The sequence below is a fragment of the Agrobacterium sp. NPDC089420 genome, from assembly GCF_044900305.1.
Taxonomy (GTDB): domain Bacteria; phylum Pseudomonadota; class Alphaproteobacteria; order Rhizobiales; family Rhizobiaceae; genus Agrobacterium.
This window is the reverse complement of record NZ_JBJDMY010000003.1, coordinates 26,254-50,923: the sequence shown is the minus strand read 5'-3', so window position 1 is coordinate 50,923 and position 24,670 is coordinate 26,254. Positions and strand designations below refer to the sequence as shown.

Here is a 24,670-nt window from a genome sequence, read left to right as displayed (position 1 = left end):
TCCGCAATGAACCGACCCAGCCGTGCAGTTTCAAGCCGGTTCGGATATGTCGTCCGTCGTGAGGAAATCTAGGCGGTTCGCGTACCGATGACATCATGGGAGACAGAAAATCCCGGAAGCTGCAGATTGGCGCGGAAGTCGTCGCCCAGATAATCCGTATCGATTATGGCGCGGCGGCGCAGTTCCGGCAGAAGTCCGTTGACCAGCAGGTCCTCCTGCTCGGGATTGCCAAATCCGTGAAGGGAGAGCACGTCGAGAATTCCCGCCCGATAGCGTTCTTCAATCGCGTCGGCGAGTTTTTCAGGGGTGCCCGCCACCGACCAGTGCCCCGTTTCCTGGGCCTGAATAATAAGCTCCCGCAATGACAGGCCCTGTTTGGCATAACGGCGGAAAACTTCCACCCGGCCGCGCCGGCGGTTGATGCTTGTCACATCGGGCAGCAGCGTATCCGGTAGCGGCTGATCGAGCGGCAACCCGGACAGGTCGATGTCGCCGCCCAGCATATCTGCGAGTTTGAGGCGACCTTGCTCATAGTCGATGCGCTCGTGTTTTTCCTTTAGCCGACGCGCGACATCCGCATCCGACTCGCCGATGACCGAATGGAAGGAATTCATGATGAAAGGCAGGCCGGCGGCACGGCCGAACGCTGTTGCGCGGCGGCGCAGTTCTGTCGCGAAGGTGACGGCATCTTCGAAACGCGGCTGCGACGTATAGACAACCTCGGCATAACGAGCGCCAACGGTAACCCCGGCTTCCGACTGGCCGGCCTGAAACAGCACGGCCCGGCCCTGTGGCAGCGGCGGTACATTGAGCGGTCCCTGCACGCTGAAATATCGTCCCTTGTAGTCGATCGGGTGAAATTTGGCGGGATCCACAGCAACCGCGCCGGAGGCTTTGCGCTGGGCCGCATCCCGCTCATTGGCATCGTAAAGGCCGTTAACGATTTCGATGAACTCGGCCGCCCGCTCATAACGTTCCTCCGGGCTCGGCAGTTGCTCACCGAAATTCTCCTCACCGACCGAAGAGGTAACCGCGTTCCAACCGGCCCGGCCGCCGCTGAGATGGTCCAGCGTGCCGATCTGGCGCGCAAGATTAAAGGGATGGTGGAACGTGGTGGAGATGGTGGCAATCAAACCGATCCGAGACGTCGCCTGGCTGAGCGCCGACAAGGTCACGATCGGTTCCTGAATGCCGGCCGTGCCGGCCAGTCCGGCGGGATCGATATGGAGAAGGTCGGCGGTGAACAGCCCGGTGATTTTCTCGGCTTCGGCCTTTTTCGCCAGCTCAACGGCGCGTTTGATACCGGTCGTTGCATCGGGATCGTTCGATGCGGCAATCACGCTGCTGGCACCGGTGAGCGTTTTCAGACGTCGGGGGCGGGTAAGCGCCATGATCGTTTCCTCTTCAATGCTACGTCGTGTTTCTTGCCGGCTGGTGGACAGCCGGCGGATTTATGCAAGCGCGGGAACGGCATCGATCAGTTTTCGCGTGTAGCCGTGCCGGGGAGCGGAGAATACCTCGCCAACCTCGCCGCTTTCGACGATCCTGCCGTCCTTCATCACCAGCACCCGGTCCGTCAGGTGACGCACGACGCCGAGATCATGGGAGATGAACAGCAGCGACGTGCCGGAGGCCGCCTGGAGTTCCGCGAGAAGATCGAGAACCTGCGCCTGGACGGAAACGTCAAGCGCGCTCACCGGCTCGTCGGCGACCAGAAGGCGCGGGCGCGGGGCGAACGCTCTGGCAATGGCCACGCGCTGGCGCTGGCCACCGGAAAGCTCGCGGGGATAACGGGTGAGAAAGTCGCCGCCCAGCCGGACGGCTTCGAGAACCTCCAGCACACGGTCCCGGCGCTCGGCACCGCGAAGGCCAGTGACATCGAGGCTCTCGCCAACGATCTTTTCGACCGTATAACGTGGATCAAAGGAGCTGAAGGCATCCTGGGCAATCAGCTGCATGCTGCTGCGGTGGGATTTGCGCAGGCTCTCGGCAATATTGCTCCATGGCTGCCCCTCGATAAAAACCTCGCCATGTTCGGGCTCAACAAGCCCCAGAACCATTTTGGCCACGGTGGTTTTTCCGGAACCGGATTCGCCCACGATACCGAGCGCTTCCCCTGCAGAAAGATCGAAGGATACATCGTTGACGACGGGCGCATTTTCCGGCCCGCCATAGTGCTTGACGAGATTGTGCACCGAAAGCACGTGCTTGCCCGGATGAACGGTCCTGGGCGGCAGCGGCACACGTTGCGAAATGGCCGTTTCGCCGCCGTCAACCGGCAGCGGCACCGTTGCCGAAAGCCGATAACCCTTCGATCCGGCCGATGGCACCGCATCGAGGAGTTGACGGGTATAGGGATGTTTCGGCTGGCGCAGCAACTCTAGCGTTGCCCCCTCCTCGACGATACGACCTTCATTCATCACGAGAACCCGGTCGGCAAGGCGCGAAACCACCGCCAGATCATGGCTGATCAACAGCAGGGTGTGCCCGGCTTTCCGGCGTTCGGCCAGGAGGTCGAGGATCTGCTTCTGCACCGTCGCATCGAGCGCGGTGGTCGGCTCATCGGCTATCAGCAGCGACGGGTTTCTGGCGATCGCCGTTGCGATCAGGGCGCGTTGCCGCAATCCGCCCGAGAGCTGATGCGGATATTGACGCAACCGCCGGACGGGATCGGGAATGCCGACCGATTGCAACAATGCGTGGCTGTCGAAATTAGCCGGAGCGCGGGCAAACAGTGTCCGGCGACCTGCAGCATCCGAAAGCTGCTGCGAAATACGGCGCAGCGGATCGAGCGAGACCAGCGCATCCTGCAAGACGAAGCCAATCTTCCGCCCGCGAAGGCGCCGCCAGTCGCCTTCGCGATGGCCGAGCACATTTTCCCCTGCTATCTCGAATCTGTCCGCGGTCACCCTGGCGGTATGTCCGGCAAGCCCGATCAGGGAGCGGGCCGTGACCGATTTTCCCGACCCGGATTCCCCGACAAGCGCGACAGTCTCGCCGCGGTGAATGGTGAGATCGATCCCGTGCACAACGGTATTCTCACCATCCCCGCGCGGAAAACCGATCTTCAGATTGCGCACTTCCACCAGCGGCGTCATGCCTGTCTCCTGCCTTCAAATGCGAGCTGCCAGCGTTTTCCAAGAGTGCTGATGGCGATGACGGTGAGCGTGATGGCAAGGCCCGGCCAGATGCCGATCCACCACGCCACACGCAGATAATTGCGCGCCTCCGCCAGCATTGCGCCCCATTCGGGTGTCGGCGGCTGCGGCCCCATGCCTAGAAAGCTGAGACCTGCCGCCTGAATGATGGTCGAGCCGAGGCCAATCGTCGCCAGGATGGGAACCTGCGCTATCGCGTGTGGCAGAACGTGCCGGGCGACCAGGGTGAAGCGGCTGAGGCCAAAGGTTTTCGCCTGCTCAACATAACCGCTTCGCGCAATGACGAAGGTCTGCGCGCGCACGACCCGGGCAAAACGCGGGACGGAGGCAACGCCGAGCGCGAAGATCAGATTGACGGTTCCCGGCCCGGTAAAGGAGATCAGCACCAGCGCCAGCAGCAGATCCGGAAACGACGATACGACATCGAGAAACCGCGATATGAGTTCGTCGACCGCACCGCGTGCCAGACCGGCGACGAGCCCGAGAAGCGAACCGGCCAACGCGGCGATGGCGATGGCGCTGACCCCGATCAGGATCGAATAGCGTGCGCCATAGACCACCCGCGAAAAGACATCGCGGCCCAGATGATCCGTCCCGAACCAATGTTCGATCGAAGGTGGCAGTTGCGCCTGCAACGGGTCCGCCAGCAAGGGATCGGCGGCAGTCACAAAATGCGGCCAGATGGTCGCCGTCGCCACGAGAAGCAAGAACAGCGATGGAAGCGTCAGCCCCGGCCTTGCAAGCAGCGCCGATACGACCAGCCGCAGACGGCCGGTTGCGGAGAGCGGCGCCTCGTGGGAAATGCTCACGACCTCGCCCTCCCGCCCTCATTGCGCAATCTGGGATCGAGCAGCAGATAAAGAATGTCCACCAGGGTGCTCATCGCCACATAGATAAGTGCGGACAGGATGGCGACCGCCAGCACGACCGGCATATCATGCGAAAGAACGGCATCAACCGTGATCCGCCCGAGCCCGGGGCGTCCGAACACCGCTTCCGTGATGACGGCGCCGGAAAGGAGATTACCGACTAGCCAGCCCGCGAGGGTCACGGTCGGCAGCGCGGCATGGCGCAGACCGTGACGCAGCCTGAGGACAAGATTGCTGGCGCCCCAGCTGCGAACGGTCAGCGCGAAAGGTTCCTCAAGCGCGCGCTCCAGACCTTCCCGCAGCACCTGCCCGAGGACGGCCCCAAGCGACAGGCCCAGCGACAGGGCCGGAAGCACCAGCGCCGAAAGGTTTCGGTCCCCGGAGACCGGGAAAATCTTGAATGTAAAAGAAAAAACGTAAAGCAGCAGGATGCCCAGCCAAAATGTCGGCGTGGAGATCAACGTCAGCTCAAGACCGCCGGCAATGCTGCGCGAGACGCGTTTGCCGGCGGTGAGAACGGCGCTCGCAACCGCAAAGACGATCGCCACCACAAGAGCCGCGGCGGTCAGCTTCAGTGTCGGCAACATCTGCGTTGCAACGAGGCTCGATATGTCGGTCTGCAGTATATAGGAACGCCCGAAATCGCCGTGCAGCAATCGCGTCAGATAAGCGAGATACTGGTCGAAAATGGACTGATCCAGTCCCCACTCGGCGCGGATGGCCGCCTCGATTTCGGGTGTGCGGATCTGTTCGCCGATCAGCAGGCTGACAATATCGCCGGGCGCAAGCTGGATGCTGATGAAACTCAGCGTCACCGCCGCCCACAGCACGAGTATGCCTGAACCGATGCGCCCGAGAACCTGAAGCGGCAGGCCGCTTCGTCGCCGGAGGCGTCCACGACGGAAAAGGGACGCCGGCACCTGGCCCAGCGATGTCACATTGTCAGCTGTCATAGCGTCCACCCTCCGTTGTTGTGTCAGCAGCCGGGCAAGTTACTCGCTGCGCCATAGGTCATAGGCATTTTCCGGCAATTGCTTGAACGGCCGGAAGGTGATGCCCTTCACGTAACTTGCGGCGGCGACCTGGTCTTCGGGCTCATAGAGCGGAATGGCATAAACCTGATCGAGGATCGCAAAACGCTGCAGCTTCGCGTAAATCTCGAAACGTTTTTTCTGGTCGAGGGTCGATGCCGCCTCGTTCAGCCATTGCGCCAGCTCCGGTGCCTCGGCCCGGCTGTAGTTGATGGTGCCGCCCTTCTGAAGCGGCAGGTAATGATATTCGATGTCGATCGCATCCGTCGGCGTGTTGGAATTGGCGATGGACCCGAACTGGCCGGTCTTGCGGCGATCGGTATAGGTCCCGGCATCGACATAGTTGATGGCAAGGTCGATACCAGCCACCTGCCGCGCCTGCGCCTGTAACGCCTGCAGCAGAACGTCGCGCTGGTCGCGCACCGTGGCCTGCGCCTGCACGACATCGATGGTCAGCCGCTTGCCGTCCTTGGTGCGGAAGCCTTCCTCGTCCTTTTCGCTCCAGCCGGCTTCATCCAGCAGCCTGTTGGCCACGGCTGCATCGGCGCCATAGGTCTTCTCTATGCTCTTGTCATAGAATTGCGGATCGATTGGCGAGGTGATGCCCCAGGCGCGCGTGCGTTCGCCGCGATAGACAGCCTGCAGGATCCTGTCGATATCGAGCGAGGCGAGGAGCGCCTTGCGCACCTTCACATCCTGCGTCGGACCCCAGGTGACATTGAGGAAAAGCGAGTATGGCGTGCCGGTATTGAGCGCCGTCTGATAGGTGAAGTCGGCATTGTCCTTGAAGAGTGCGGCGTCGTTGCCCGAAATCCCTTCGATCACGTCAAGCTGTCCGGACGTCAAGGCGCCGGTCCTTACCGATGATTCCGGAAGGAACCGATAGGTTATCTGGTCGAGATAGGCCGGACCCTGATGTTTGGCGGTCTTTGGCGCCCAATTATAAGCCGGGTTCTTTTCGAATTGGATTTCCTGGCCTTTCACATAACGCTTGAGAATGAAAGGACCGGTTCCGGCGACCTCCGGCCCGCCAGACTTGATTTGTGACGACGAAAAAGCAGCCGGCGAGAGGATTTCGAGGCCGGCGACATAATCAAGGAAGGGTGCGTATATGTCTTTCAGCGTGAAGGATATGGTATGGCCGTCGACAGCCTTAAGCTCGGCTATGCGTGAAACCGGGCCGGCGCTGACGCTGGCGGAATAGGCGGGATCCTTGAGTTTTTCGAAATTGGCGATGACCGCCTGCGCGTCGAGTTTCTGGCCATCGGTGAAGGCAACATCGTCGCGCAGCTTGAACGTATAGGTTTTGCCATCTTCGGAAATGCTGTAGCCCGTTGCAAGCCAGGGTACATAGCCACCGTCCGCCGTGCGCGCCAGCAGCGATTCATAGGCATTTCGCAACAAAAGCTTGGTCTTGTCCTGGCCGTTCAGTTGTGGATTGAGGGTTGCGGGTTCAGTCTCCACACCCCAGGTCAATGTGCCGCCACTGACCGGTTTGCCGTCTGCTGCCGAGGAGAGGGCCGGGAAGGCCGAGATTGCCAGCAACGCGGCGCCGGCAACGACGAAATGTCTGCGATTGAGCATGCTTAAACTCCATAAAAAATAAATGACCGACAGATCAGGCGTTCTGCTGAAGCCAGATATCGTAGGCGTTGTCGGGAAGGCGTTTGAAAGGTCTGAAGCCGACGCCCTTGACCGCGACAGCGGCCGCGATCTGGTCATCGGGCACATAAAGCGGCAGGCCGAGCGCCTGTTCCAAAATCGCATAGCGCTGCAATTTCGCGTAGATTTCGAACCGCTTTTGCTGATCGAGAGTGGATGCAGCCTCGTCTAGCCAGGCGGATATTTCCGGTGCTTCGGTGCGGCTGTAATTGATTGAGCCACCCTTGTCGCGCGGGAGATAATGAAAATAGATGGTGACGCCGTTTTCCTGTGTCGTCGTCGAGTTCGGGATAATGCCGTACTGACCATCTTTCTGGCGGCTGGAATAGGTCCCGGCATCGACATACTGCAAGGCGAGATCGATCCCGGCATGCTGGCGAACCTGCGCCTGTACGGCCTGCAGAAGAATGTCACGCTGGTCGCGCACCGTCGATTGCGACTGCACGACCTCGATCGTCAATCGCTTGCCGTCCTTCACGCGGAAACCACCGCCGTCGCGGGCGGACCAACCGGCTTCGTCGAGCAGGTCGTTGGCAAGCTTCGGGTTGAAACCGTAGGCCTTTTCGATGCTCCTGTCGTAAAAATCGGTATCGGCGGGGGTAAGAATACCCCAGGCGCGCCGGCGCTCGCCGCGATAGACCGCCTGCAGGATCTGGTCCACGTCCACAGCCGCCTGGAACGCCTTGCGCACTTTGAGATCGGCGGTCGGCTGTTGGTTGACGTTAAGATAAAGCGTATAGGGTGTGCCGGTATTGAGGGCAGTCTGATAGGAAAATTCCGGATCATCCCGAAACAGACCGGCATCGTTGCCCGGAATTCCCTCGATCACCTGCACCTGCCCGGAAGACAGAGCGCCGCTGCGCACGGCGGATTCCGGCAGGAACCGATAGATCACCTCGTCCAGATAGGCTGGTCCCTGGTGACCGGCGGTCGCCGGCGCCCAGTTATAACCGGGATTCTTGACGAAGCGGATTTCCTGACCCTTGACGTAGCGGTCGAGAACGAAGGGACCCGTGCCGGCGATACCAACGCCGCCGGATTTCAGTTGCGGCGAGGAGAAAGCCCGCGGCGACAGGATTTCAATCCCGGAAGCCCCGTCGAGGAAAGGCGCATAGACCCGCCGGAGCTTAACGACGACCGTGTATTCGTCCACGGCCAGCGCTTCGGTAACATGGGACAGATGACCGGCGCTGATGCTGCCGGAATAGGTCGGCTCCTTCAGCTTGGTGAAGTTGAGCGCCACCGCGGCGGCATTCAGCTTTTCGCCATCGCTGAAGGTCACGTCGTCACGCAGGACGAACGTATACTGCTTGCCATCCTCCGAGATGGAATAGCTTCTGGCCAGCCATGGCGCATAACCACCATCGGGCGTGCGGGCCAGAAGCGATTCATAGGCATTGCGCAGAATGAGCTTTGCCTTTGCCTGCCCGTTGAGATGCGGATTGAGCGTGCTCGGCTCGGTCTCGACAGCCCAGGTCAACGACCCGCCGCTTGTTGGTTTCTGGGTAGCATCGCCCGCACCGAAAGCGACCCGGCTGCTGGCAAAAATCGCTGCGGCACTCGTTGCCAGAATGAAATGACGTCTGGTTACCATATCCAATCCCCTGTGCCCGACGCCTGCCGTCACGCGGCGAGTGCGCGGTTGGCCGCGGCCAGATATTCGATCGTCTTCAGGCGGTGTGCGCCTTCGGAAACAGGGCACTCCACGATGAACTCGTCGATGCCGTGATGTTGATGAAGCCGAAGCAATTCGGCACGGACCGTGGAAGGGGAGCCGCGAAGGATCAGTGGGCTGCGCTCTTCGATGCGATAATGCATGGCGCCTGCCTGCCGGACATATTCCAGTGCCTGCTCCTCACTTCCGACATTCACAGCCTGTCCGCCCTCGACCTCGACACGAAAACGGCGGCCTTCGACCGCAAGCGCCTCTGCGGCCTGGTCGGTTTCCGCCACCACCACAGCGACCGCCAGAACCGCATATTTGCCGCCCGATTCCCTGAACGCGTTCAGCGCCTCGGAAATCGCGGCCTCACTGCCGTGGATGTGGCCGGCATAAACGAAGTTCCATCCCAGCCTGCCGGCAAGCCGCGCACTTTCCGGGCTCGCCCCAAGCAGGAAGCGGTTTGGCGGCGAAGGCGGCAGGGGGTAGGCTGCAAGCTTGCCTTCATCCGCGTTGTCTGCCTTTTCGTCACGGACAAACCGGTCGAGATCCTCGAGCTGCCTTTCGAAGGAGGGCTTGCGCGCGGGATCATAGGCGCCCTGAAGGGCACGCGTCGACAGCGGAAGTCCGCCCGGCGCCTTGCCGATGCCGAGATCGACACGGTCGGGCGCAAGAGCGGAAAGCAGCTTGAAGTTTTCGGCGACCTTATAGGCACTGTAGTGCTGCAGCATGACGCCGCCGGACCCGATATTGATCCGCTGGGTCTGGGCCAACAGGAAACCGATCAACACCTCGGGAGACGAACTCGCCAGTTTCGGCGAGTTGTGATGCTCGGCAACCCAGAAGCGGAGGAAGCCGTGCGCCTCGGCTTTTTGTGCAAGCGCCACGGTTCGCCGCAACGCCGCCGAAGCACTCTCATCCTGATGGATAGGGCTCTTGTCGAGAAAACTCAAACCAAAGGTCATCGATACTCCCAGCGGAACGCCTCATTAATCTGATAAAATCTATATTTTTAGTGTTATAAATAATCGAGCAACGATATTTCCTTATTCAATTGCACAATAAAAGATCATGCCGCGCCAAAGCGGTCTGCCCTGCGCCATGCTTCTGCCCGCGGCTGAGGCCGGTGCAGGCGTCCGAAAATCCCGCCTGATAAACACCGTCCGGACAGCCGGCTATCGTGCCCAAGCGAGACAAGCCATGCCCGATGTCATCATCCACTCCACCTTACTTCACCCTTCAACCCAACCCCTCATCGAAGGCCTGATCAGCGAATATGACGGGCGATACGGCACAAGGGATCGCCCCGGCGGTGCGCGCGGCGAGATACTGCGTTATCCGGAAGGGCTCTATTCTCCGCCATTAGGCGATCTCCTGCTGGTGCAAAGGGATGGCAAAACCATTGCCGGCGGCGCTTTCATGAGCCATGACAACGAAACGGCAGAAATAAAGCGGATATGGACGGACCCTTCCTTGCGGCGGCAGGGGCTTGCCCGCACCATCATGTCAGCACTTGAGGAGAGCGCTGCGGCGCTCGGCTATACCCGTACCTATCTCTCGACCGGGTTCCGCCAGCCGGAGGCCGTCGCACTTTACCTGAGCCTTGGATATCGCCCGCTTTTTGACACCTCTGTCGATACGCAACTCTATCGCTCCCTTCCTTTCGAAAAGCATATCGGCGCCAAGGCCGGGCAGAAAGGAAGCACGCCGGTCTATCCTCCGGCGGCCTCCTTCGAAGCGGCGACGCTGCGCGTGAAGGCATTGAAGGAAGGACAGGAAGCGAAAATCCTGGCGCGCTTTGCCGAGCACGGCGCAGCACGGGCCGCGGCCGGCCTCGACGGACTATCGCATCAGGATGGGTTTTCCGGCCACAAGGCTCAAGCTTCAGTAGGGAGTGCGATATGACTTTCAGGGCGAATTTTCATTTAGGCATGGACCTCAGCCTCCCATCGCCGGATCTGCTCGGGCAGGGCAGCAAGCCGGGCAGCCTTCTCCAGCGACTTGATGAAGGTTTCGACCTCATCACCGTCGGAGACGGCTTTGCACTCCCCACGGGTGATGGCCTCGACGCCATATTTTCGCAAACTGGTTCTGAGCACGCACGAGCCAGGCGAGTATCCAAGGAGAGATTATGGTCAGACCGGCAGGCAGATATCTGGCATTTACAGCCCTTATCGGAATTTCGCTGGCAGCAAGCGTTACGGATGCGGCCACGCTTACATGAAGGCTCAACTTCTGATGTGGCACGCGACAGCGTGTCCGGATAATTTTGTGAGCTGAGGCGGCATTCTACGGCAGATATCTTCAGCAATCGGGCAGCGGCTCGAAAACCTGCACCCTTGAGGCGGATTAGCCGGGCTGGGTATATCGCCACGCAGCACGATGCGTTTACGCCGCCTCTGGGACACGGGGTCGGGCAGCGGCACGGCAGACAGCAGCGCCTCCGTGTAGGGATGCACCGGCCTTGAGAATACTTCAGCTGTGGGACCTGTCTCAACGATATTGCCGAGATACATGACCGCGACGCGATCCGCGAAATGTCGCACCACGGAAAGGTCGTGGCTGATGAACAGGTAGGACAGCCCGAACCGCCTCTGAATATCCAGCAGAAGATTGAGAATTTGCGAGCGGATGGAAACATCAAGCGCGGAAACCGGCTCATCGAGGATCAGCAATCTGGGATTCAGCGCCAGTGCGCGGGCAATGACGATGCGCTGTCGCTGGCCGCCGGAAAACGCATTTGGCATGCGCCCCGCGTGCCCGGCATGCAGGCCCACCAGGCCAAGGAGTTCAGCCACCCGTTCGCGCCGCTCCGCAGCCGTTCCCACACCATGGATCGCCAGCGGCTCGGCGATGCTTTCGCCGATGGAGAGTTTGGGGTTAAGCGCCGAAACCGGGTCCTGGAAAACGATCTGGATATCGCGGGACAGATTTTGCAGGGTGCCGGCAAGCCCGTGCACGACGGGCGCACCGTTGAAACGGATAACACCGCCCGTTGGCCTGGTCATTCCGAGAATGGCTGCCCCCAGCGTGGACTTTCCGCAACCGGATTCGCCCACCAGCGCAACGCTCTCGCCGTGACCGATTTCGAGATCGACGCCATCGACGGCCTTGACGTAGCCGACCGGCCGCCCGAGCAGACCACCGCGGATGGGGTAATGGACCCTGAGACTTTCAAGGGAAAGCAGCGCTTCGCTCATGCAAGCTCTCCTATACGCTCTGAATGCCAGCAGGCGGCGGCGCCACTGTCATCTCTTGCTGCAAGCGGTGGAACGGCCTCGGCGCAAATGGCACCCGCCAGCGGACATCGCGGCCGGAAACGGCAGCCTTCCGGCCATGAGCCGATATCCGGCACGATACCCTCGATCGTCGACAGATGCGTTTTCGGTGCGCCATCAAGACGCGGAATGGTCGAGAGCAAAAGCCGCGTATAGGGGTGTTCCTGCTTTGCGAAAATCGCATCGACCGGCGCTTCCTCGATCACACGCCCCGCATACATCACCGCCACCCGGTCAGCCATATCAGCGACAACCCCCATATCGTGGGTTATCAGCAGAATGGCGGCACCGGTTTCCTCGCGCAGTCTTTTCATGAGTTCGAGAATCTGCGCCTGAATCGTCACATCCAGCGCCGTGGTCGGCTCGTCGGCAATCAGCAGGCGCGGGCGACAGATCAGTGCCATAGCGATCATGGCGCGCTGGCACATGCCGCCGGAAAGCTCGAAAGGATATTGCCCGAAGCGGACCTCCGGGTCGGGAATGCCAACCTCCTCCAGCATGGCAATGGCTGCCTTGCGCGCCGCCCGACCATCGAGATTGCGGTGAACGACGAGGCTCTCCTCGATCTGGCGGCCGATCTTCATCAGCGGGTTGAGCGAAGCCACCGGCTCCTGAAAAATCATCGCAAGATCATTGCCGCGCATCCTGCGGCGCTCTTTTTCGGCCATGTCGAGAAGGTTATTCTCGCCCAATAAAACGCGCCCGCCGGTCACACGCGCCACCTTCGGCAAAAGCCCCATGACCGAAAACGCCGTCATCGACTTGCCGCAGCCGGATTCACCGACCACCGACAGGATTTCCCCTTCATCGACATGGAAGCTCACGCCATCCACAACGGGGTTTCCGGCAATCGCCACGGCCAGTTCCTGCACATCAAGTACGCGCTTCGTCATGCGCCCTCCGCCCCGACTGCCGCCCATGGGTGATATGGATGCGCCATACCGATATTTTCTCCGTTTTCACGCAAAACGAGGGACGGAATGGCGAAATTGACCGGGTAAAGCGTATCAGGAATGATCTCGACCGGAAATTCCTCGCCCAGCCGCGCCGCCACATCAGGGCGGGCGCGTTCGCTGATGCGCAGTTTCACGCCGCTTGCATCGATCCGTGGCGCATGCAGCGCCTCCTCCGGCGACATGCCGTAGACCGTGATCCAGGACAGGATTTGCGCGACCGCGGGCATGATTTGCCTTCCGCCCGCAGCCCCCAGCGCCAGCTTTGGAGTGTTCCCGTCGCTTGCGATAATCGGACACATATTCGCCAGCGGTCGCACGCCGGCCGCTATCGAATTCGGCTGGCCAGGGCGCGGGTCGAACCACATCATGCCATTGTTCATCAGAAGGTCGGTCGAGGGCAGCACGACTTTCGAGCCGAAACGCGACAGAAGCGTATTGGTCAACGAAACCATGGTGCCGTCACGATCCACCACGCTGATATGCGTCGTGCAGCTTTCGCCCCTGCTGCCATGGCCCAGCGTTTTCAACCGGTATTCGCTGGCGCGCCGGATGGCGCGGCCGAAGGCCAGAGCGGTGCGGCCGGAAAGCGGCTCCTTCTCCGGCAATGTTCTTTCCAGCTCCGCCAGCACATCAGCCAACGTTGGGCCACCGGAAAGGCCGGGCATGGCGTGAACGGTCATGCCGCGCCAGCCGATATCAAGCGGCTTTTTCCAGATTGGCCGATAGTCGCGCAAATCATCCGCACGGATCGGACTGCCGCCTGCCTCAAGGTCTGCCAGCAGGCTTTCCGCAATCTGCCCCTCATAGAAATCGCGCGCGCCGTGGCTGGCGAGGCGCTCCAGCATCAGCGCCTTTTTCGGCATGGTAATCGTACGCTGCGCACCCGCCTCCGGCACGCGCGGCGCGCGACCATTATCGAGGAAAAGCACTGAAGACGCGGGAAAACGATGCAGCCCCTCGGCATCGATTGCGAGGCAAAGCACGGTAAACCAGTCGAGCACCAGGCCACGCCGAGCGTGTTCTATGGCCGGTTGCAGCGCCTCGGCAAAGCTGATGCTGCCGAAGCGTTCCAGCGCCTCCGCCAAACCGGCCACCGCGCCGGGTACACAGATGGAGTCGTAACCGATCAGATTGCGATCGCCCTCAACCTGCGGCCAGTTGAACCAGTCGCCATCGCGGCCAGGCATCAGCCGATAGGAAGCCGTATCGAGATGGCGCGAGGATATAACGTTGAAGTCCAATGCGTCGACGCTGCCATCGCGCCCGTCAGCCCGCAGCAGGAAGCCGCCACCGCCAAGCCCGGAAAGCCATGGCTCGACAACACTCAGTGTCAGCGCCGTGGTGACCGCGGCATCCATGGCATTGCCGCCGCGCGCCAGCGCAGCCGCGCCCGCTTCGGCTGCCGGTCCGTTCTGGCATGCAATAAGACCGCCTTTGCCGACTGTCTGCGGCTTGCGTATCGTCCAGTTTTCAGCCATCGGCCTGCCCGAATCTGCGTTTGCCGATTGCAGCCGGCACACTTCCGGCTACAGCAAAACGGCCCTTGTTGGCCGATGCGTCATGATAAGCGGCGATCTCTGCCGCTGTGGCCACCCAGGCAGTCTTTTGCGCCACGATCGCTTCCAGCAGTTCTTCCAGCAGCGCGATGCGCTGGGCGCGACCGGAAATCCAGTCATGCACCGTCAAGGTGAACAGGCCGCCGAAACGGTGAATGGCGTGCCATTCAGCAAGCCAGTCCTGCAACACCGCGCGGCCGGATTGATAGGGCCACTTGTCGCGCCCGCCGCCTTCGAACTTGAAGAAGATCGCGTCATCTGTGGCCCATTGCACCGGGATTTCGGTCACGCCATCGATCTCGTAGGGGTGATCGAAGCCGGAGAGTGAGGAGTCGTAAGCGAGCCCCAGCCGCCGCAATTCCCGCAGCATATGCGGCGTCATCTCCCAGGCAGGAGAGCGGAAACCGACCGGGATACGGCCGGTCTGCTTCTCAAACAGCGCAACGCTGGCTTCCAGCGCGCCGGTAAATTCCGCGTCGGTGACTTCGGAAACGATCTCGTGGAAATAGCCGTGCAGCCCTATTTCATGGCCGCCTTCAAGCAGCGCGGGCAGGATTTCGGGGTTGGCTTCCGCTGTCAACGCCGGCACGTAAAAGCTGGCTTTCACGCCATGGCGTGCGAAAAGATCGAGAAGGCGGTATAGCCCGGTGCGCGGTCCGAAACGACGGATTTCCAGCGTGCCGAGACGATCCGGCACGCCATCGCGATGCGCCCACATGTAGGGTACATGCGCATCGACATCGACCGAGATCAGCGCCGCCGCCTGCTTGCCCTCGGACCAGACATAGGCGGGCCAGGGTGATTTCACATCAAGCGGCGCGCTCATAATGCAGTCTTCTTCTGCTGGAAAACGGCTTGCGAACCGATGGAATTGCCGCCATCAACGGTGAGCGTCGCCCCGGTAACGTAGGATGCGCCCGAGGACGAGATATAAAGCACCGCTGCCGCCACATCAGCTGCGGACGAGGCGCGGCCGAGCGGAATGGAGGACGTTACAGTGTTCACGTGCTCATCGGTCAGCGGGCTGACATCGCTGCCCGCCGCGAAGCCCGGCTCGACGGCGTTGACACGAATGCCATATTCCGCAAGCTCCAGCCCGAGGCCCTTGGTCAGGCGGTCAAGCGCAGTCTTCGATGTGCAATAGGGAACCACGGTACTGCGCATCTTGCGCGCGGCACCTGAGGAAATATTGACGATGGAGCCCCCCTTGCCCGCAGCGATCATCTGCTTCGCGAAGAGCTGCGACAGCAGGAAGGGCGCGCGCAGGTTGATACCCATGATCCTGTCCCAGTCCTCGACCGATATGTCGAGCAGGAAGCCGGAGGGATAAATACCCGCATTGTTGACGAGAATATCGGGTGCGCCCCATGTTTCCGAAAGCGTTTGCGCAAAAGCGCCAATCGATGCGGCATCGGCAAGATCGGCAGGAACAGCCACATGCCCATCTCCCTGTAATTCGGCCTTCACGCTCGCCAGCCGCGCCTCGTCCACGTCGGTCAGGCAGACATGCGCGCCTTCCTGCGCGAAGGCGCGGGCGATCCAGCCGCCGATAATGCCGCCTGCGCCTGTCACGATGACCTTTTTGCCCTTGAATTCGTTCTCAAAATTCATAGCGATAAACTCCTATCTGCCGCGCGGATCGAGCCGGTCGCGAACATGATCCCCAATAAGATTGATGGAAAGAACGAGTAGAAACAGCGCGAAACCAGGGAAGGTGGCAATCCACCAGGCGGTGCCGACATAGTTGCGCCCGGTCGAGAGCATGGCGCCCCAGCTTGAAGTGGGCGGCTGTACACCAAGCCCGAGGAAGGACAGGCCAGCCTCGAACAGCACCATCAACCCGAACTCCAGTGTTGCCACCACGATCAGCGCACCGGCAATATTGGGCAGAATATGCCGCATCAGAAGCCGCAGCCAGCCAGCGCCCATAAAACGCGAGAGGCGCACATAAGGCATGTTCGCCACCGAAAGCGTCTGGCCATAGGCAACGCGGGCGTAACGCGGCCAGCGGGTCAGGGCCAGTACGATCACCACATTGGTCAGGCTCGGACCCAGAACGGCAACGGTGATGATAGCGAGCAGGATGGCGGGAACCGAGAGTACGATATCCACCAGCCGCATGATGAGCGTTTCCACCCAGCCGCGATAGAACGCAGCAACCATGCCAAGAACGCTGCCGAAAATGCCTGACAGAACCACCGAGGCGAAGGCCACCAGCAGCGAGATGCGCGCGCCATAGATCAGGCGGCTCAGCACATCGCGCCCCAGTTCGTCAGAACCGAGATAATAGGTAAGACCACGGCTCTGGAAGCCCGGCGCTTTCAACCTCGCCAGCAGGTTTTGCGTATTGGGATCATGCGGCGCGACCATCGGCGCAAAAATAGCGATGAGCATCAGAAGCAGCAGGATCGCCGCAAAGGGTGCGACGGAGAGCGGAATGAGGCCCATCTTTGGCGCTGCGGGCCGTGTCTGGATCGTCGCCGCCATCACGCATGCCCCTCGATGCGGATGCGCGGATCGACAATGCTATAAAGCAGGTCAGCAACCAGATTGAGCAGAATGGCCGTGGCCGCCCCCAGCAGCACGATGCCCTGCACCAGCATGAAATCGCGTGCCGCAATCGCCTGCACCGTCAGTTGCCCGAGGCCCGGCCAGGCAAACACCGTCTCGACGATCACTGCGCCCGCAAGCAGATTGGCGATTTCGAGAGCGGCAACGGTAATGACGGGAATAGCGGCGTTGCGCAGCAGGTGCCGCATGACGATGCGCATCATCGGCAGGCCCTTGGCATGGCCGGTGCGCACATAATCCTTTTCCAGCTCATCAAGAACAGCCGTGCGCGCCACGCGGGCAAAGGTCGCCATGGAAAGAAGGCCGAGCGCCAGAGAGGGCATGATGAGACTCCACCAGTCCCGCGCGCCGGATGGCGGTAACCAGCCGAGCCACACGCCAAACACCATAATCATCAGAATGGCGCTCCAGAATGTCGGCAGGGACTGCCCCGCCAGCACAACGCCCATCATCGCCTTCGCCTCTATACGCCCGCGCCGTACCGCCATGGTAACGCCGAGCGGAATACCGATACCGAACGCCACCAGCAAAGCGCCGCCTGCCAACATCAGCGTATAGGGAAGGCGGCTGGCGATCAGTTCCCATACCGGTACGTTCTGCACATAGGAGCGGCCGAGATCGAGCGACAGCAGGCCACCGAGATATTCGAGATATTGCACGGCGAGCGGCCGGTCGAAGCCGAGCGATGCGCGCATCGCCTCGATATCGGCCAGCGTGGCGTTTTGCGGCACCAGCAGCAGAACGGGATCGCCTGCCAGGCGTTGCAGAAAAAAAATCAGCGTTATGACGCCAAGAATGGCGATGAATGCCTGGAGCGCACGTTTAAGAAAAAAGGCTGGCACTGCCGCTTTCCGTTCCCTTGTTATGGTTATGCATCATGCGGCCGGAACCCTCCCTGGCACCGACCGCCCGTATTCTCAGTCCTTCCAGCTCATGCGGTTGAGGAAGAGGCTTTCATTGGCGGTCGGCTTCCATTCGAGGTTCTTGGCCGCGCCATAAATGATTGCAGCCTCGTAGAGCGGCACAAGCGGCACTTCGGTAGCAACAAAGGTGCTGACGGCCTTGTAGTCTTCCAGACGCTTCTTCTCATCGAGCGTGTTTCTGGCATCTTCAAGCCGCTTGTTGATCTCCGGACTGGATACAGAGGCCCAGGAACTGGAGGAGTGCAGCAACGGGAATAGCACGCCATCGACATCCTGGCAGGCGCAGGACCAGCGGCCGAACGCGATTGAAGGCTGGCTGGCAGGTTCGCTCTGGGCGCGTTTGAGATAGGTCGCCATATCGGTCATCTCGATATTGACGGTCAGACCGGTCTCTCCCACCATCTGCGCTACCGCCTGCACGATGCGCTGATCAAACGCCGGGGCGGTCGCGAAGGCTACCGCCTTACCGGTCGCGCCAGCCTCGCCGACCAGGCGCTTCGCCTCTGCGGGATCGTATTCGTAGCCCTCGATGCCCTCGACGAAGCCGAAATGCGAAGGCGTCGCCATCTGGGCCGCTGGCTTGTCGACACCGCCGAGCAAACCATTGACGATAGCGTCCTTGTCGATAGCGCGAGCCACGGCCTCACGCACCCGCTTGTCGTTAAATGGCGCAACATTCGGGTTGAGCTTGACGTAGCCGATGCGCTCCGTGAGGACCGAAAGTGTCTTTGCCGTGCCCGACCCCTCGATCTGCGATGCAAGATCGGCATCCAGGCCGACAACGAGATCGGTCGTTCCGGCCTTGAGGTTGGCAATGCGGGTTGCAGCATCCGGCACAGCACGGAATTCGGCAGTGGCGAACTCGCCTTTATCGCCCCAGTAATCGGCGTTGCGCTCCAGTTTTACGGCCACGCCTTTCTGCCAGCTGACGAATTTGTAGGGGCCGGAACCGACGGGTGCGGCGTTGAACGCATCGTCTCCCTTCGCCTCGACGGCATGCTGCGGCACGATGGACAGCTTGACGAGCTGGGCCAGCAGCACCGGATAGGCGCCGTTGGTCTTTAACGTAACCTCATGATCGCCGGTCGCAGTCGCAGAAGTGATCTTGTTGAACTGGCCAAGCTGCGGGCTGGCAAAGGCGGGGTTGATGATGCGGTTGATGCTGAAGGCCACGTCCTTTGCCGTCAGTGGCGTGCCATCATGAAATTTCACATCTTCGCGAAGCTGGAAAACCACTTCCTCATCGGAATTGTATTTCCAGGAGGTGGCGATCTGCGGCACGATCGTACCAGCATCGTCACGGGTAACCAGATTGTCGAAAACATTGCGATAGACATAGTAGCTGTCCGGGTTCCACTGCTTGTGCGGATCGAGCGACGACGGTTCGTTCGTCAGGTCGATTACGAGCTGGTCCTTCGCAAGGGCCGCTGTGAGCGCAAGGGGGGAGCAGGCCAGCAAAAGGCCCGCAAGCGTGAAACGGATCGAACGGCTCGCTGATATCATCGTCATAAAGTCCTTATTCGTGAAACGGTTGTCGATTTTTGTGAAATACGGCCCGCCTTGTCCTTGCCGGGATTACGACGGGCGGGTTTTGCCCCGACCATGGCTTCGGATTCGAGAAAACGGTCGAGAAGATATGTTTCAAGCGCCGTATTGGCCGTTGCCAGCAGTTCCAGCGCCTCGGCCTTGCGGCCATCGATAATTGCATTTACCAGCGTGGAGCGGCTGGCAGGGACGAGCCTGGTGCGCCCGGTCTGTTCGAAAAAGTTGACCAGCCGCACCGATCGGTCCCACAGATCCACCAGCCAGCCCGCAACGATTGGCATGCCGAGGCGGGCCGCCAGAAGCTCAAGTATCTCACGTTCGCAGCGACGGATGGTGGGAATGATATCGCCGCCCAGTTCATAACGTTGCGTCAGCGCCATATGCATTTCCGCCAGCGCTTTCAGCCGCTGAACCGAGGCCTCATCCAGCACCACCGAGCATAGAAGCGGCTCCAGGTGACGTCGCGCCGCGCTCAGTTCGCGGATCTCGCTGGCCGAAACCGGCGCCACCGCCCAGCCGCTTCGCGCCGAGGATGACACGAGGCCACTAGCCTTGAGCCGCGCCAGCGCGGCCCGCACCGCGCCGCGCCCAAGTGCAAACTCTTCCGTCAGCGCGGATTCCGACAGGCGCTCGCCAGGCGTCAGAATACAGTTCACAATTGCACTCCTCAGCGCTTTTTCGGCGACATCACCTTTCCCTTCAAGCGGGAGCGGCGACATATAGGCTTCATTATCCAGCATCAGAAACTGACCTCTCAGTTTTATAATTTGATATCTCTTCCTGTTTTCGGGAAGGACATATTTTCTTTTCGCGGCGACCGAAGCGAAGAAATCATCTCACGATCGGCCTTTGTGCGGAATGAATGGATTTTGCCTCCGTTGCCGACATAAATCAATCGTTTCCAATCAGGCCCGATTTTGAAAACGGCATTCCAATGCATCCGTCTGTTTTAGAATGCATGTAGTTGCGAAGATTACAGCAAGGTGACAGTATGTCATTCTGATATTGCAATATATAAAACTGAGATCTCAATTTGCGATATTGAAAACAACATGCAGCCGTTTCCCACATGGTCAGCCTGTCTTTCGGGGGACCCGGAAGATCAATTGGAAGAAAGATAGCCCCATGCGCCTGAAAAACGTTTTGCTCGCCGCCATGCTTGCGGCTTCCTCGCTCGCCACGACGCCGTTTGCGGCTTACGCAAAGGATCAGCTTGTGGTGGATTTCATTGCCGAGCCAAGCTCGCTTGATCCGCATGTGCAGTGGAATACCGACAGCTTCAACGTCTATCGCAATATTTTCGATAACCTGCTGACCCGCGACGACAAGGGTGAAATTTCCCCGCAAATCGCCACGGAATGGAAGTATCTCAACGACACGGAAATCGAGTTCAAAATTCGTGGCGACGTGAAATTCCATGACGGCACGCCGCTGACCGCCGAAGATGTGGTATTCAGCATCAAGCGGATCACCGATCCCGGTTTCGGCAGCCCGCAGCTTGGCCAGTTCAACCAGATCAGCGACGCGGTTGCCAAAGACACAACGACTGTCGTCGTTACCACAAAGGGGCCTTATCCCGTTCTTCTCGCGCAGTTGACCAAGCTGTCCATCGTGCCGAAGCACGTTGTCGAAAAGGTCAGCAAGGACGAGTTCAACCTCAAGCCGGTTGGCTCCGGCCCCTATAAGTTCGAAAAATGGAACCGTGGCGTCGAGGTTTCTCTTGCACTTAACGAAGATTACTGGGGCGAGAAGGGCAAGTTCCCGAAAGTGGCGTTCCGCGCTGTGCCGGATGGCTCGACCCGCATTGCCAACCTGCAATCCGGCACCACCGATCTTGCCAGCAATCTCAATAACGATCTGGCCGCCCAGCTTGAGGCTTCCGGCCAGGGCAAGGTGCTGCCGGTGCGTGGCGAGCGCATCGCGTTCTTCTCGCTCAACGTCAACAAGGCGCCACTGAACGACAAGCGCATTCGCCTCGCCATCGCCCACGCTATCGACAAGCAGGGCATCGTTGAGGGCATTCTCGGCGGCTTCGATGCCCCGATCGACGAACTGACCGCACCGGTTTCTTTCGGCTATGTCGAAGGTATCAAGGCGCCTGAATACAGCCCTGAAAAGGCGAAGGCGCTGGTTGCCGAAGTTGGCGAGGCGGCAAAACAGGAAATAACCCTGTTCACCACGCCCACCTACGACCAGCGTGTGGTGCAGGCGCTTCAGCAGATGCTCAACGATGTCGGCCTCAACGTCAGCATCCAGTCCACCGATATGGGCAACTGGATGCAGCAGATGCAATCCGGCCCCGAAACCATTCCCTCGACCGCGTTCGGACGCTGGAGCTGCGGCTGCCAGGATGCCGATGGCACGCTTTATCCGCTGCTGCATTCCTCAAGCAAATGGGCCAGCATCAAGGACGAGCGCATCGACAAGGCGCTTGATGAGGCCCGCGTCAGCATTGATCCGGAAAAACGTCTGGCGCTCTACAAGACCGTCCATGAGATCGTCGCGGCCGAGAACTACATCATCCCGCTCTACCAGGCATCGGTCATCTACGGCGCGGCGAAGGACGTGGAATTCACGCCGCTGCCCAACGAGAACCTGTTCCTGAACCGCCTTGGCTGGTCAGGAAAGTAAGCGGACATACCGTTCATAAAACCGGGCAGTGCAAGCTGCCCGGTTTTGCCGTTTTATGCTGTAACCGGGAATATCCGACGTGATTACCGTTCTTGAAAATGCCCATGTGGTCGATGTGGAGACCGCCACCATCCTCGCCGACCGGCATATCGTGATCGAAAATGGCCATATCCGTGAGATTGGCGATGGAAAGCCTGCGGCTTCGGCCGGGCAGCGCATCGATGTGAAGGGCGATTTTGTCATTCCGGGCCTGATCGATGCGCATGTGCACGCCACGGCCTATACCGCCAATCTCGGTGAACTGCCGAAGCAGTCACCCATGTATGTCTCGGCGCGGGCGGCGGGCGTGCTGCGCGGCATGCTTTCACGCGGTTTTACGACGGTGCGCGATGTCGGCGGTGCGGATTTCGGCCTTGCCCAGGCCGTCGAAGAGGGGTTGATCGAAGGGCCGCGCCTTCTCTATTGCGGCAAGGCGCTCTCGCCGAGCGGCGGGCATGGCGATCACCGTGGCATGGGCGTGGACCGCATGGATGAGACCTATGCCCAGGTCAGCCTCGGCCGCCGCTGCGATGGCCTGGACGAGGTGCGCCGCGCGGCGCGTGACGAAATCCGCCGCGGCGCGCACCATATCAAGATCATGGCCAATGGCGGCATCTCGTCACCCACCGACCGTATTACGTCGGACCAGTTTTCGGAAGCCGAGATAACCGCCATCGTCGATGAAGCCGCCATGGCCGATCTCTATGTCGTGTCGCACACCTATACGGCGCGCTCTGTGGCGCGTGCGGTGCGCTGCGGCGTGCGCTCCATCGAGCATGGCAATCTGCTGGATGAGGAAACGGTAGCGCTGATGAGGGAGGCCGGCAGCTTTCTTACGCCGACGCTTTCCTGCTTCCGGGCGCTTGCTGAAGTCGGGGCCGAAAGCGGCTTTCCTAAAGACCGGATGGACAAGATAAAGCTGGTGCTGGACGCCGGGATCAATGCGGTGGAAATGGCTTATCGCGCCGGGGTGCCCATGGCCTATGGCACAGATCTGATAGGCCCGATGCATGAGCGGCAGTTGCATGAATTCGCGCTGCGCGCCGATGTCGTCCCCCCTGCCGATCTGTTACGTGCCGCCACCAGCACCGCAGCGGCACTGGTGCGGCTGGAAAACGAAATCGGTTACGTGCGGGAAAATTATCGCGCCGACCTCAATGTTCTGTCAGCCAATCCGCTTGAGAAAGGCACGCTCGAAAACTTCGCCGCCCACCATAGCCTCGTCATCAAAGGTGGAAAGGTCGTGAAGGGCTGATGCCCTTCAACCCTTGCCGAAGACGATGCGGCATTCTTCCTCGACCTGGCGGTCCCATTCCGCCCGGTCGAGCTTTGCCAGTGGCAGAATGCGTGTGATACGTTTCGTGAAGGGAAAGCGGCGGGCGTCCGTCGAGGCATAGCCGCCGCTATCGACCACGAAAACACCCTGTTCAGCCAGCGGTGTGAACGATGTGCGGAAGTGATTGCTCGATTTGACGTGAATGATCGCCTTGCTTTCGAGATTAATGCCCTGGCTGCGGAAGGCCTGGGTGTCATAGGCCTGGATGCGCTCGGTAACGAGAGCGATATGCCCGGCATCGCCCACTTTCAGCACCGCACCTTCGCCGCCCTCCAGCAATTCGCCATGCAGATTGGCGCCTTCGTTACGATAGCGCACCTCGCCCGCACGCTCGACAACGGCCTCGACCTCGAAGGGCTGCCCGTTGCGCAGCAGACCCATGGGGATGCGGCCACGCTGGCCGACACCTATTGAACAGGCGATCTTCACGGCCTCGCCATCGACCATGAAACCGGCGGCGAATGGCAGGGATTGCGCGGCGAGCGCAGCGAAAATATCGGCGACATTGGCAACACCGCCGGAACCGGGATTGTCACCGGCATCGCCGATCACCACCCGCCCCTTTGCTGCCCGGGCAAAGATTTCCGCTGCCGCCTCATCGAATGACGGGGCAGAACGGGTGATCGCCTCACGCCGCTGCCAGATGGCATCGGCCATCTCGCGGAACGCAGCAATCATGGCGTCCTCATCGGTACCGGTTACTAGAACCGAACTGCCGACATCATCGGAATCCACATAGGGGAAACCACCCATCACGACCACATCGGCAAGGCCGGGTCGATTGCCGATGTCGTCCGATAGCGCCACCAGCTCGTTGAATGGAAAGGCATCGCTGGTCTGGGCGCTCATCGGAGCGGCAACCGGCAGGCGGAACCGGCGCGTGCGCCACGGCGTGTTGTCAAGCGCCAGCCGCATCAGCTTCTTGCCGCGCGCATGGGTGTCGGCATGCGGATAGAGCTTGCCGCCGATGATGACATCGACCTTGTAAGCCAGCATCGGCTCGACATTGGCGTGAAAATCGAGCGGCACGGCAATGCGCACATCCGGCCCGACGATATCGCGCACCTTTTGCGCCAGATCCGTTTCCGGGTACGGCACGCCCTCTACCACCAGCGCACCATGCAGCAGCAATGCCACGACATCAACCGGTCCGGCAGCGGCAATCTGCTCTAGCGAGCCGATGATTTCGCGCACCAGCCGGTGGTAACTCTCGCCCTCCAGCGTTCCTCCCGGCAGGCAGCCGGTGCAGACACCATAGGCGATATCGTAACCCGCCTCATCGAGCGCTTCTGTCACGCCGCCCAGCCAGTTGCTGGTGTAACCGAACTCGCGGCGCACATCCTCACCGGTAAAATATTGCGCGGAAAGAAAGCCCTCGTAATTCGCCTTGACGGGCGTGAAGGCGTTGGCCTCATGAAAAAGCTGGATGACGGCGGCGCGGGGCATGGGATTTCC

21 protein-coding genes are annotated in these 24,670 nt (G+C 60.5%); 3 read left to right on the top strand and 18 right to left on the bottom strand.

Translation table 11 applies throughout. The annotated features are described in order from the left end of the window. Positions 1-68: 68 nt before the first annotated feature. The 7 genes from ACI2KA_RS05085 to ACI2KA_RS05055 are packed head-to-tail and all read right to left on the bottom strand — an operon-like array spanning position 69 to position 9,345. Positions 69-1,391 carry an NtaA/DmoA family FMN-dependent monooxygenase gene (locus ACI2KA_RS05085; protein ID WP_404499813.1) on the bottom strand — a complete coding sequence of 441 codons (1,323 nt, stop codon included), beginning with the start codon at positions 1,389-1,391 and terminating at the stop codon, positions 69-71. Between the two features lie 60 nt (positions 1,392-1,451). Then, complete coding sequence (locus ACI2KA_RS05080; protein WP_404499811.1) at positions 1,452-3,098, bottom strand: dipeptide ABC transporter ATP-binding protein; 1,647 nt, start codon at positions 3,096-3,098, stop codon at positions 1,452-1,454. After that, positions 3,095-3,967 carry an ABC transporter permease gene (locus tag ACI2KA_RS05075; protein WP_404499810.1) on the bottom strand — a complete coding sequence of 291 codons (873 nt, stop codon included), beginning with the start codon at positions 3,965-3,967 and terminating at the stop codon, positions 3,095-3,097. Before ACI2KA_RS05075 ends, ACI2KA_RS05080 begins: the two co-directional genes overlap by 4 nt. Beyond that, positions 3,964-4,980 (bottom strand): ABC transporter permease, encoded by a 1,017-nt coding sequence (locus tag ACI2KA_RS05070; RefSeq protein WP_404499808.1) that lies wholly within the window; start codon positions 4,978-4,980, stop codon positions 3,964-3,966. Before ACI2KA_RS05070 ends, ACI2KA_RS05075 begins: the two co-directional genes overlap by 4 nt. Positions 4,981-5,019: 39 nt before the next feature. Next, positions 5,020-6,642 (bottom strand): ABC transporter substrate-binding protein, encoded by a 1,623-nt coding sequence (locus ACI2KA_RS05065; RefSeq protein WP_404499806.1) that lies wholly within the window; start codon positions 6,640-6,642, stop codon positions 5,020-5,022. Between the two features lie 34 nt (positions 6,643-6,676). Further along, positions 6,677-8,314: an ABC transporter substrate-binding protein gene (locus ACI2KA_RS05060; RefSeq protein WP_404499804.1), complete on the bottom strand. Its 1,638-nt coding sequence runs from the start codon at positions 8,312-8,314 to the stop codon at positions 6,677-6,679. A gap of 29 nt (positions 8,315-8,343) precedes the next feature. Continuing rightward, positions 8,344-9,345, bottom strand: a complete 1,002-nt coding sequence (locus tag ACI2KA_RS05055) for an MsnO8 family LLM class oxidoreductase (RefSeq protein WP_404499802.1) — start codon at positions 9,343-9,345, stop codon at positions 8,344-8,346. A 235-nt stretch (positions 9,346-9,580) separates the two neighbouring features. Between ACI2KA_RS05055 and ACI2KA_RS05050 the strand changes: the two genes are divergently transcribed. Further along, complete coding sequence (locus tag ACI2KA_RS05050) at positions 9,581-10,285, top strand: GNAT family N-acetyltransferase (protein WP_404499800.1); 705 nt, start codon at positions 9,581-9,583, stop codon at positions 10,283-10,285. 20 nt (positions 10,286-10,305) lie between these two features. On the opposite strand, the gene ACI2KA_RS05045 is transcribed toward ACI2KA_RS05050, so the two are convergent. The 10 genes from ACI2KA_RS05045 to ACI2KA_RS05000 form a co-directional block, all read right to left on the bottom strand. Next, positions 10,306-10,479, bottom strand: coding sequence for a hypothetical protein (locus ACI2KA_RS05045; protein WP_404499798.1), 174 nt, complete (start codon positions 10,477-10,479; stop codon positions 10,306-10,308). Positions 10,480-10,608: 129 nt separating this feature from the next. Further along, positions 10,609-11,580, bottom strand: a complete 972-nt coding sequence (locus ACI2KA_RS05040) for an ABC transporter ATP-binding protein (protein WP_404499796.1) — start codon at positions 11,578-11,580, stop codon at positions 10,609-10,611. Beyond that, a complete protein-coding gene (locus tag ACI2KA_RS05035; protein WP_404499794.1) occupies positions 11,577-12,551 on the bottom strand; it encodes an ABC transporter ATP-binding protein in 975 nt (324 codons plus the stop codon). The genes ACI2KA_RS05040 and ACI2KA_RS05035 overlap by 4 nt, the downstream gene beginning before the upstream one ends. Next, the gene (locus ACI2KA_RS05030) at positions 12,548-14,092 is read right to left on the bottom strand and encodes a gamma-glutamyltransferase (protein WP_404499792.1); all 1,545 of its coding nucleotides are present in this window, start codon (positions 14,090-14,092) and stop codon (positions 12,548-12,550) included. The genes ACI2KA_RS05035 and ACI2KA_RS05030 overlap by 4 nt, the downstream gene beginning before the upstream one ends. After that, positions 14,085-14,996: a polysaccharide deacetylase gene (locus ACI2KA_RS05025; RefSeq protein ID WP_404499790.1), complete on the bottom strand. Its 912-nt coding sequence runs from the start codon at positions 14,994-14,996 to the stop codon at positions 14,085-14,087. Before ACI2KA_RS05025 ends, ACI2KA_RS05030 begins: the two co-directional genes overlap by 8 nt. Next, positions 14,993-15,781, bottom strand: coding sequence for an SDR family NAD(P)-dependent oxidoreductase (locus tag ACI2KA_RS05020; RefSeq protein ID WP_404499788.1), 789 nt, complete (start codon positions 15,779-15,781; stop codon positions 14,993-14,995). Before ACI2KA_RS05020 ends, ACI2KA_RS05025 begins: the two co-directional genes overlap by 4 nt. Positions 15,782-15,793: 12 nt before the next feature. Next, complete coding sequence (locus tag ACI2KA_RS05015; protein WP_404500421.1) at positions 15,794-16,618, bottom strand: ABC transporter permease; 825 nt, start codon at positions 16,616-16,618, stop codon at positions 15,794-15,796. A gap of 38 nt (positions 16,619-16,656) precedes the next feature. After that, entirely contained in the window at positions 16,657-17,583 is a 927-nt protein-coding gene (locus ACI2KA_RS05010; RefSeq protein WP_304984190.1) for an ABC transporter permease, read from the bottom strand. Positions 17,584-17,658: 75 nt separating this feature from the next. Next, positions 17,659-19,167, bottom strand: coding sequence for an ABC transporter substrate-binding protein (locus tag ACI2KA_RS05005; protein ID WP_404499786.1), 1,509 nt, complete (start codon positions 19,165-19,167; stop codon positions 17,659-17,661). Between the two features lie 2 nt (positions 19,168-19,169). Beyond that, positions 19,170-19,928 carry a GntR family transcriptional regulator gene (locus ACI2KA_RS05000; RefSeq protein ID WP_404500419.1) on the bottom strand — a complete coding sequence of 253 codons (759 nt, stop codon included), beginning with the start codon at positions 19,926-19,928 and terminating at the stop codon, positions 19,170-19,172. A gap of 406 nt (positions 19,929-20,334) precedes the next feature. On the opposite strand from ACI2KA_RS05000, the gene ACI2KA_RS04995 reads away from it, so the two are divergent. After that, positions 20,335-21,840, top strand: coding sequence for an ABC transporter substrate-binding protein (locus ACI2KA_RS04995; protein WP_404499785.1), 1,506 nt, complete (start codon positions 20,335-20,337; stop codon positions 21,838-21,840). Between the two features lie 79 nt (positions 21,841-21,919). Continuing rightward, positions 21,920-23,134 carry an amidohydrolase family protein gene (locus ACI2KA_RS04990; RefSeq protein ID WP_404499783.1) on the top strand — a complete coding sequence of 405 codons (1,215 nt, stop codon included), beginning with the start codon at positions 21,920-21,922 and terminating at the stop codon, positions 23,132-23,134. Positions 23,135-23,140: 6 nt separating this feature from the next. Here the strand turns inward: ACI2KA_RS04990 and ACI2KA_RS04985 are convergent, their stop codons facing one another. Then, a complete protein-coding gene (locus ACI2KA_RS04985) occupies positions 23,141-24,661 on the bottom strand; it encodes a M81 family metallopeptidase (protein WP_404499781.1) in 1,521 nt (506 codons plus the stop codon). Between the last annotated feature and the right edge of the window lie 9 nt (positions 24,662-24,670).

Coding starts and splice junctions, on each gene's coding strand:
- ACI2KA_RS05085 (WP_404499813.1), bottom strand. CDS start 1,391: ATGGCGCTTACCCGCCCCCGACGTCTGAAAACGCTCACCGGTGCCAGC.
- ACI2KA_RS05080 (WP_404499811.1), bottom strand. CDS start 3,098: ATGACGCCGCTGGTGGAAGTGCGCAATCTGAAGATCGGTTTTCCGCGC.
- ACI2KA_RS05070 (WP_404499808.1), bottom strand. CDS start 4,980: ATGACAGCTGACAATGTGACATCGCTGGGCCAGGTGCCGGCGTCCCTT.
- ACI2KA_RS05065 (WP_404499806.1), bottom strand. CDS start 6,642: ATGCTCAATCGCAGACATTTCGTCGTTGCCGGCGCCGCGTTGCTGGCA.
- ACI2KA_RS05060 (WP_404499804.1), bottom strand. CDS start 8,314: ATGGTAACCAGACGTCATTTCATTCTGGCAACGAGTGCCGCAGCGATT.
- ACI2KA_RS05055 (WP_404499802.1), bottom strand. CDS start 9,345: ATGACCTTTGGTTTGAGTTTTCTCGACAAGAGCCCTATCCATCAGGAT.
- ACI2KA_RS05050 (WP_404499800.1), top strand. CDS start 9,581: ATGCCCGATGTCATCATCCACTCCACCTTACTTCACCCTTCAACCCAA.
- ACI2KA_RS05040 (WP_404499796.1), bottom strand. CDS start 11,580: ATGAGCGAAGCGCTGCTTTCCCTTGAAAGTCTCAGGGTCCATTACCCC.
- ACI2KA_RS05035 (WP_404499794.1), bottom strand. CDS start 12,551: ATGACGAAGCGCGTACTTGATGTGCAGGAACTGGCCGTGGCGATTGCC.
- ACI2KA_RS05030 (WP_404499792.1), bottom strand. CDS start 14,092: ATGGCTGAAAACTGGACGATACGCAAGCCGCAGACAGTCGGCAAAGGC.
- ACI2KA_RS05025 (WP_404499790.1), bottom strand. CDS start 14,996: ATGAGCGCGCCGCTTGATGTGAAATCACCCTGGCCCGCCTATGTCTGG.
- ACI2KA_RS05020 (WP_404499788.1), bottom strand. CDS start 15,781: ATGAATTTTGAGAACGAATTCAAGGGCAAAAAGGTCATCGTGACAGGC.
- ACI2KA_RS05015 (WP_404500421.1), bottom strand. CDS start 16,618: ATGGGCCTCATTCCGCTCTCCGTCGCACCCTTTGCGGCGATCCTGCTG.
- ACI2KA_RS05005 (WP_404499786.1), bottom strand. CDS start 19,167: ATGATATCAGCGAGCCGTTCGATCCGTTTCACGCTTGCGGGCCTTTTG.
- ACI2KA_RS05000 (WP_404500419.1), bottom strand. CDS start 19,928: ATGTCGCCGCTCCCGCTTGAAGGGAAAGGTGATGTCGCCGAAAAAGCG.
- ACI2KA_RS04995 (WP_404499785.1), top strand. CDS start 20,335: ATGCGCCTGAAAAACGTTTTGCTCGCCGCCATGCTTGCGGCTTCCTCG.
- ACI2KA_RS04985 (WP_404499781.1), bottom strand. CDS start 24,661: ATGCCCCGCGCCGCCGTCATCCAGCTTTTTCATGAGGCCAACGCCTTC.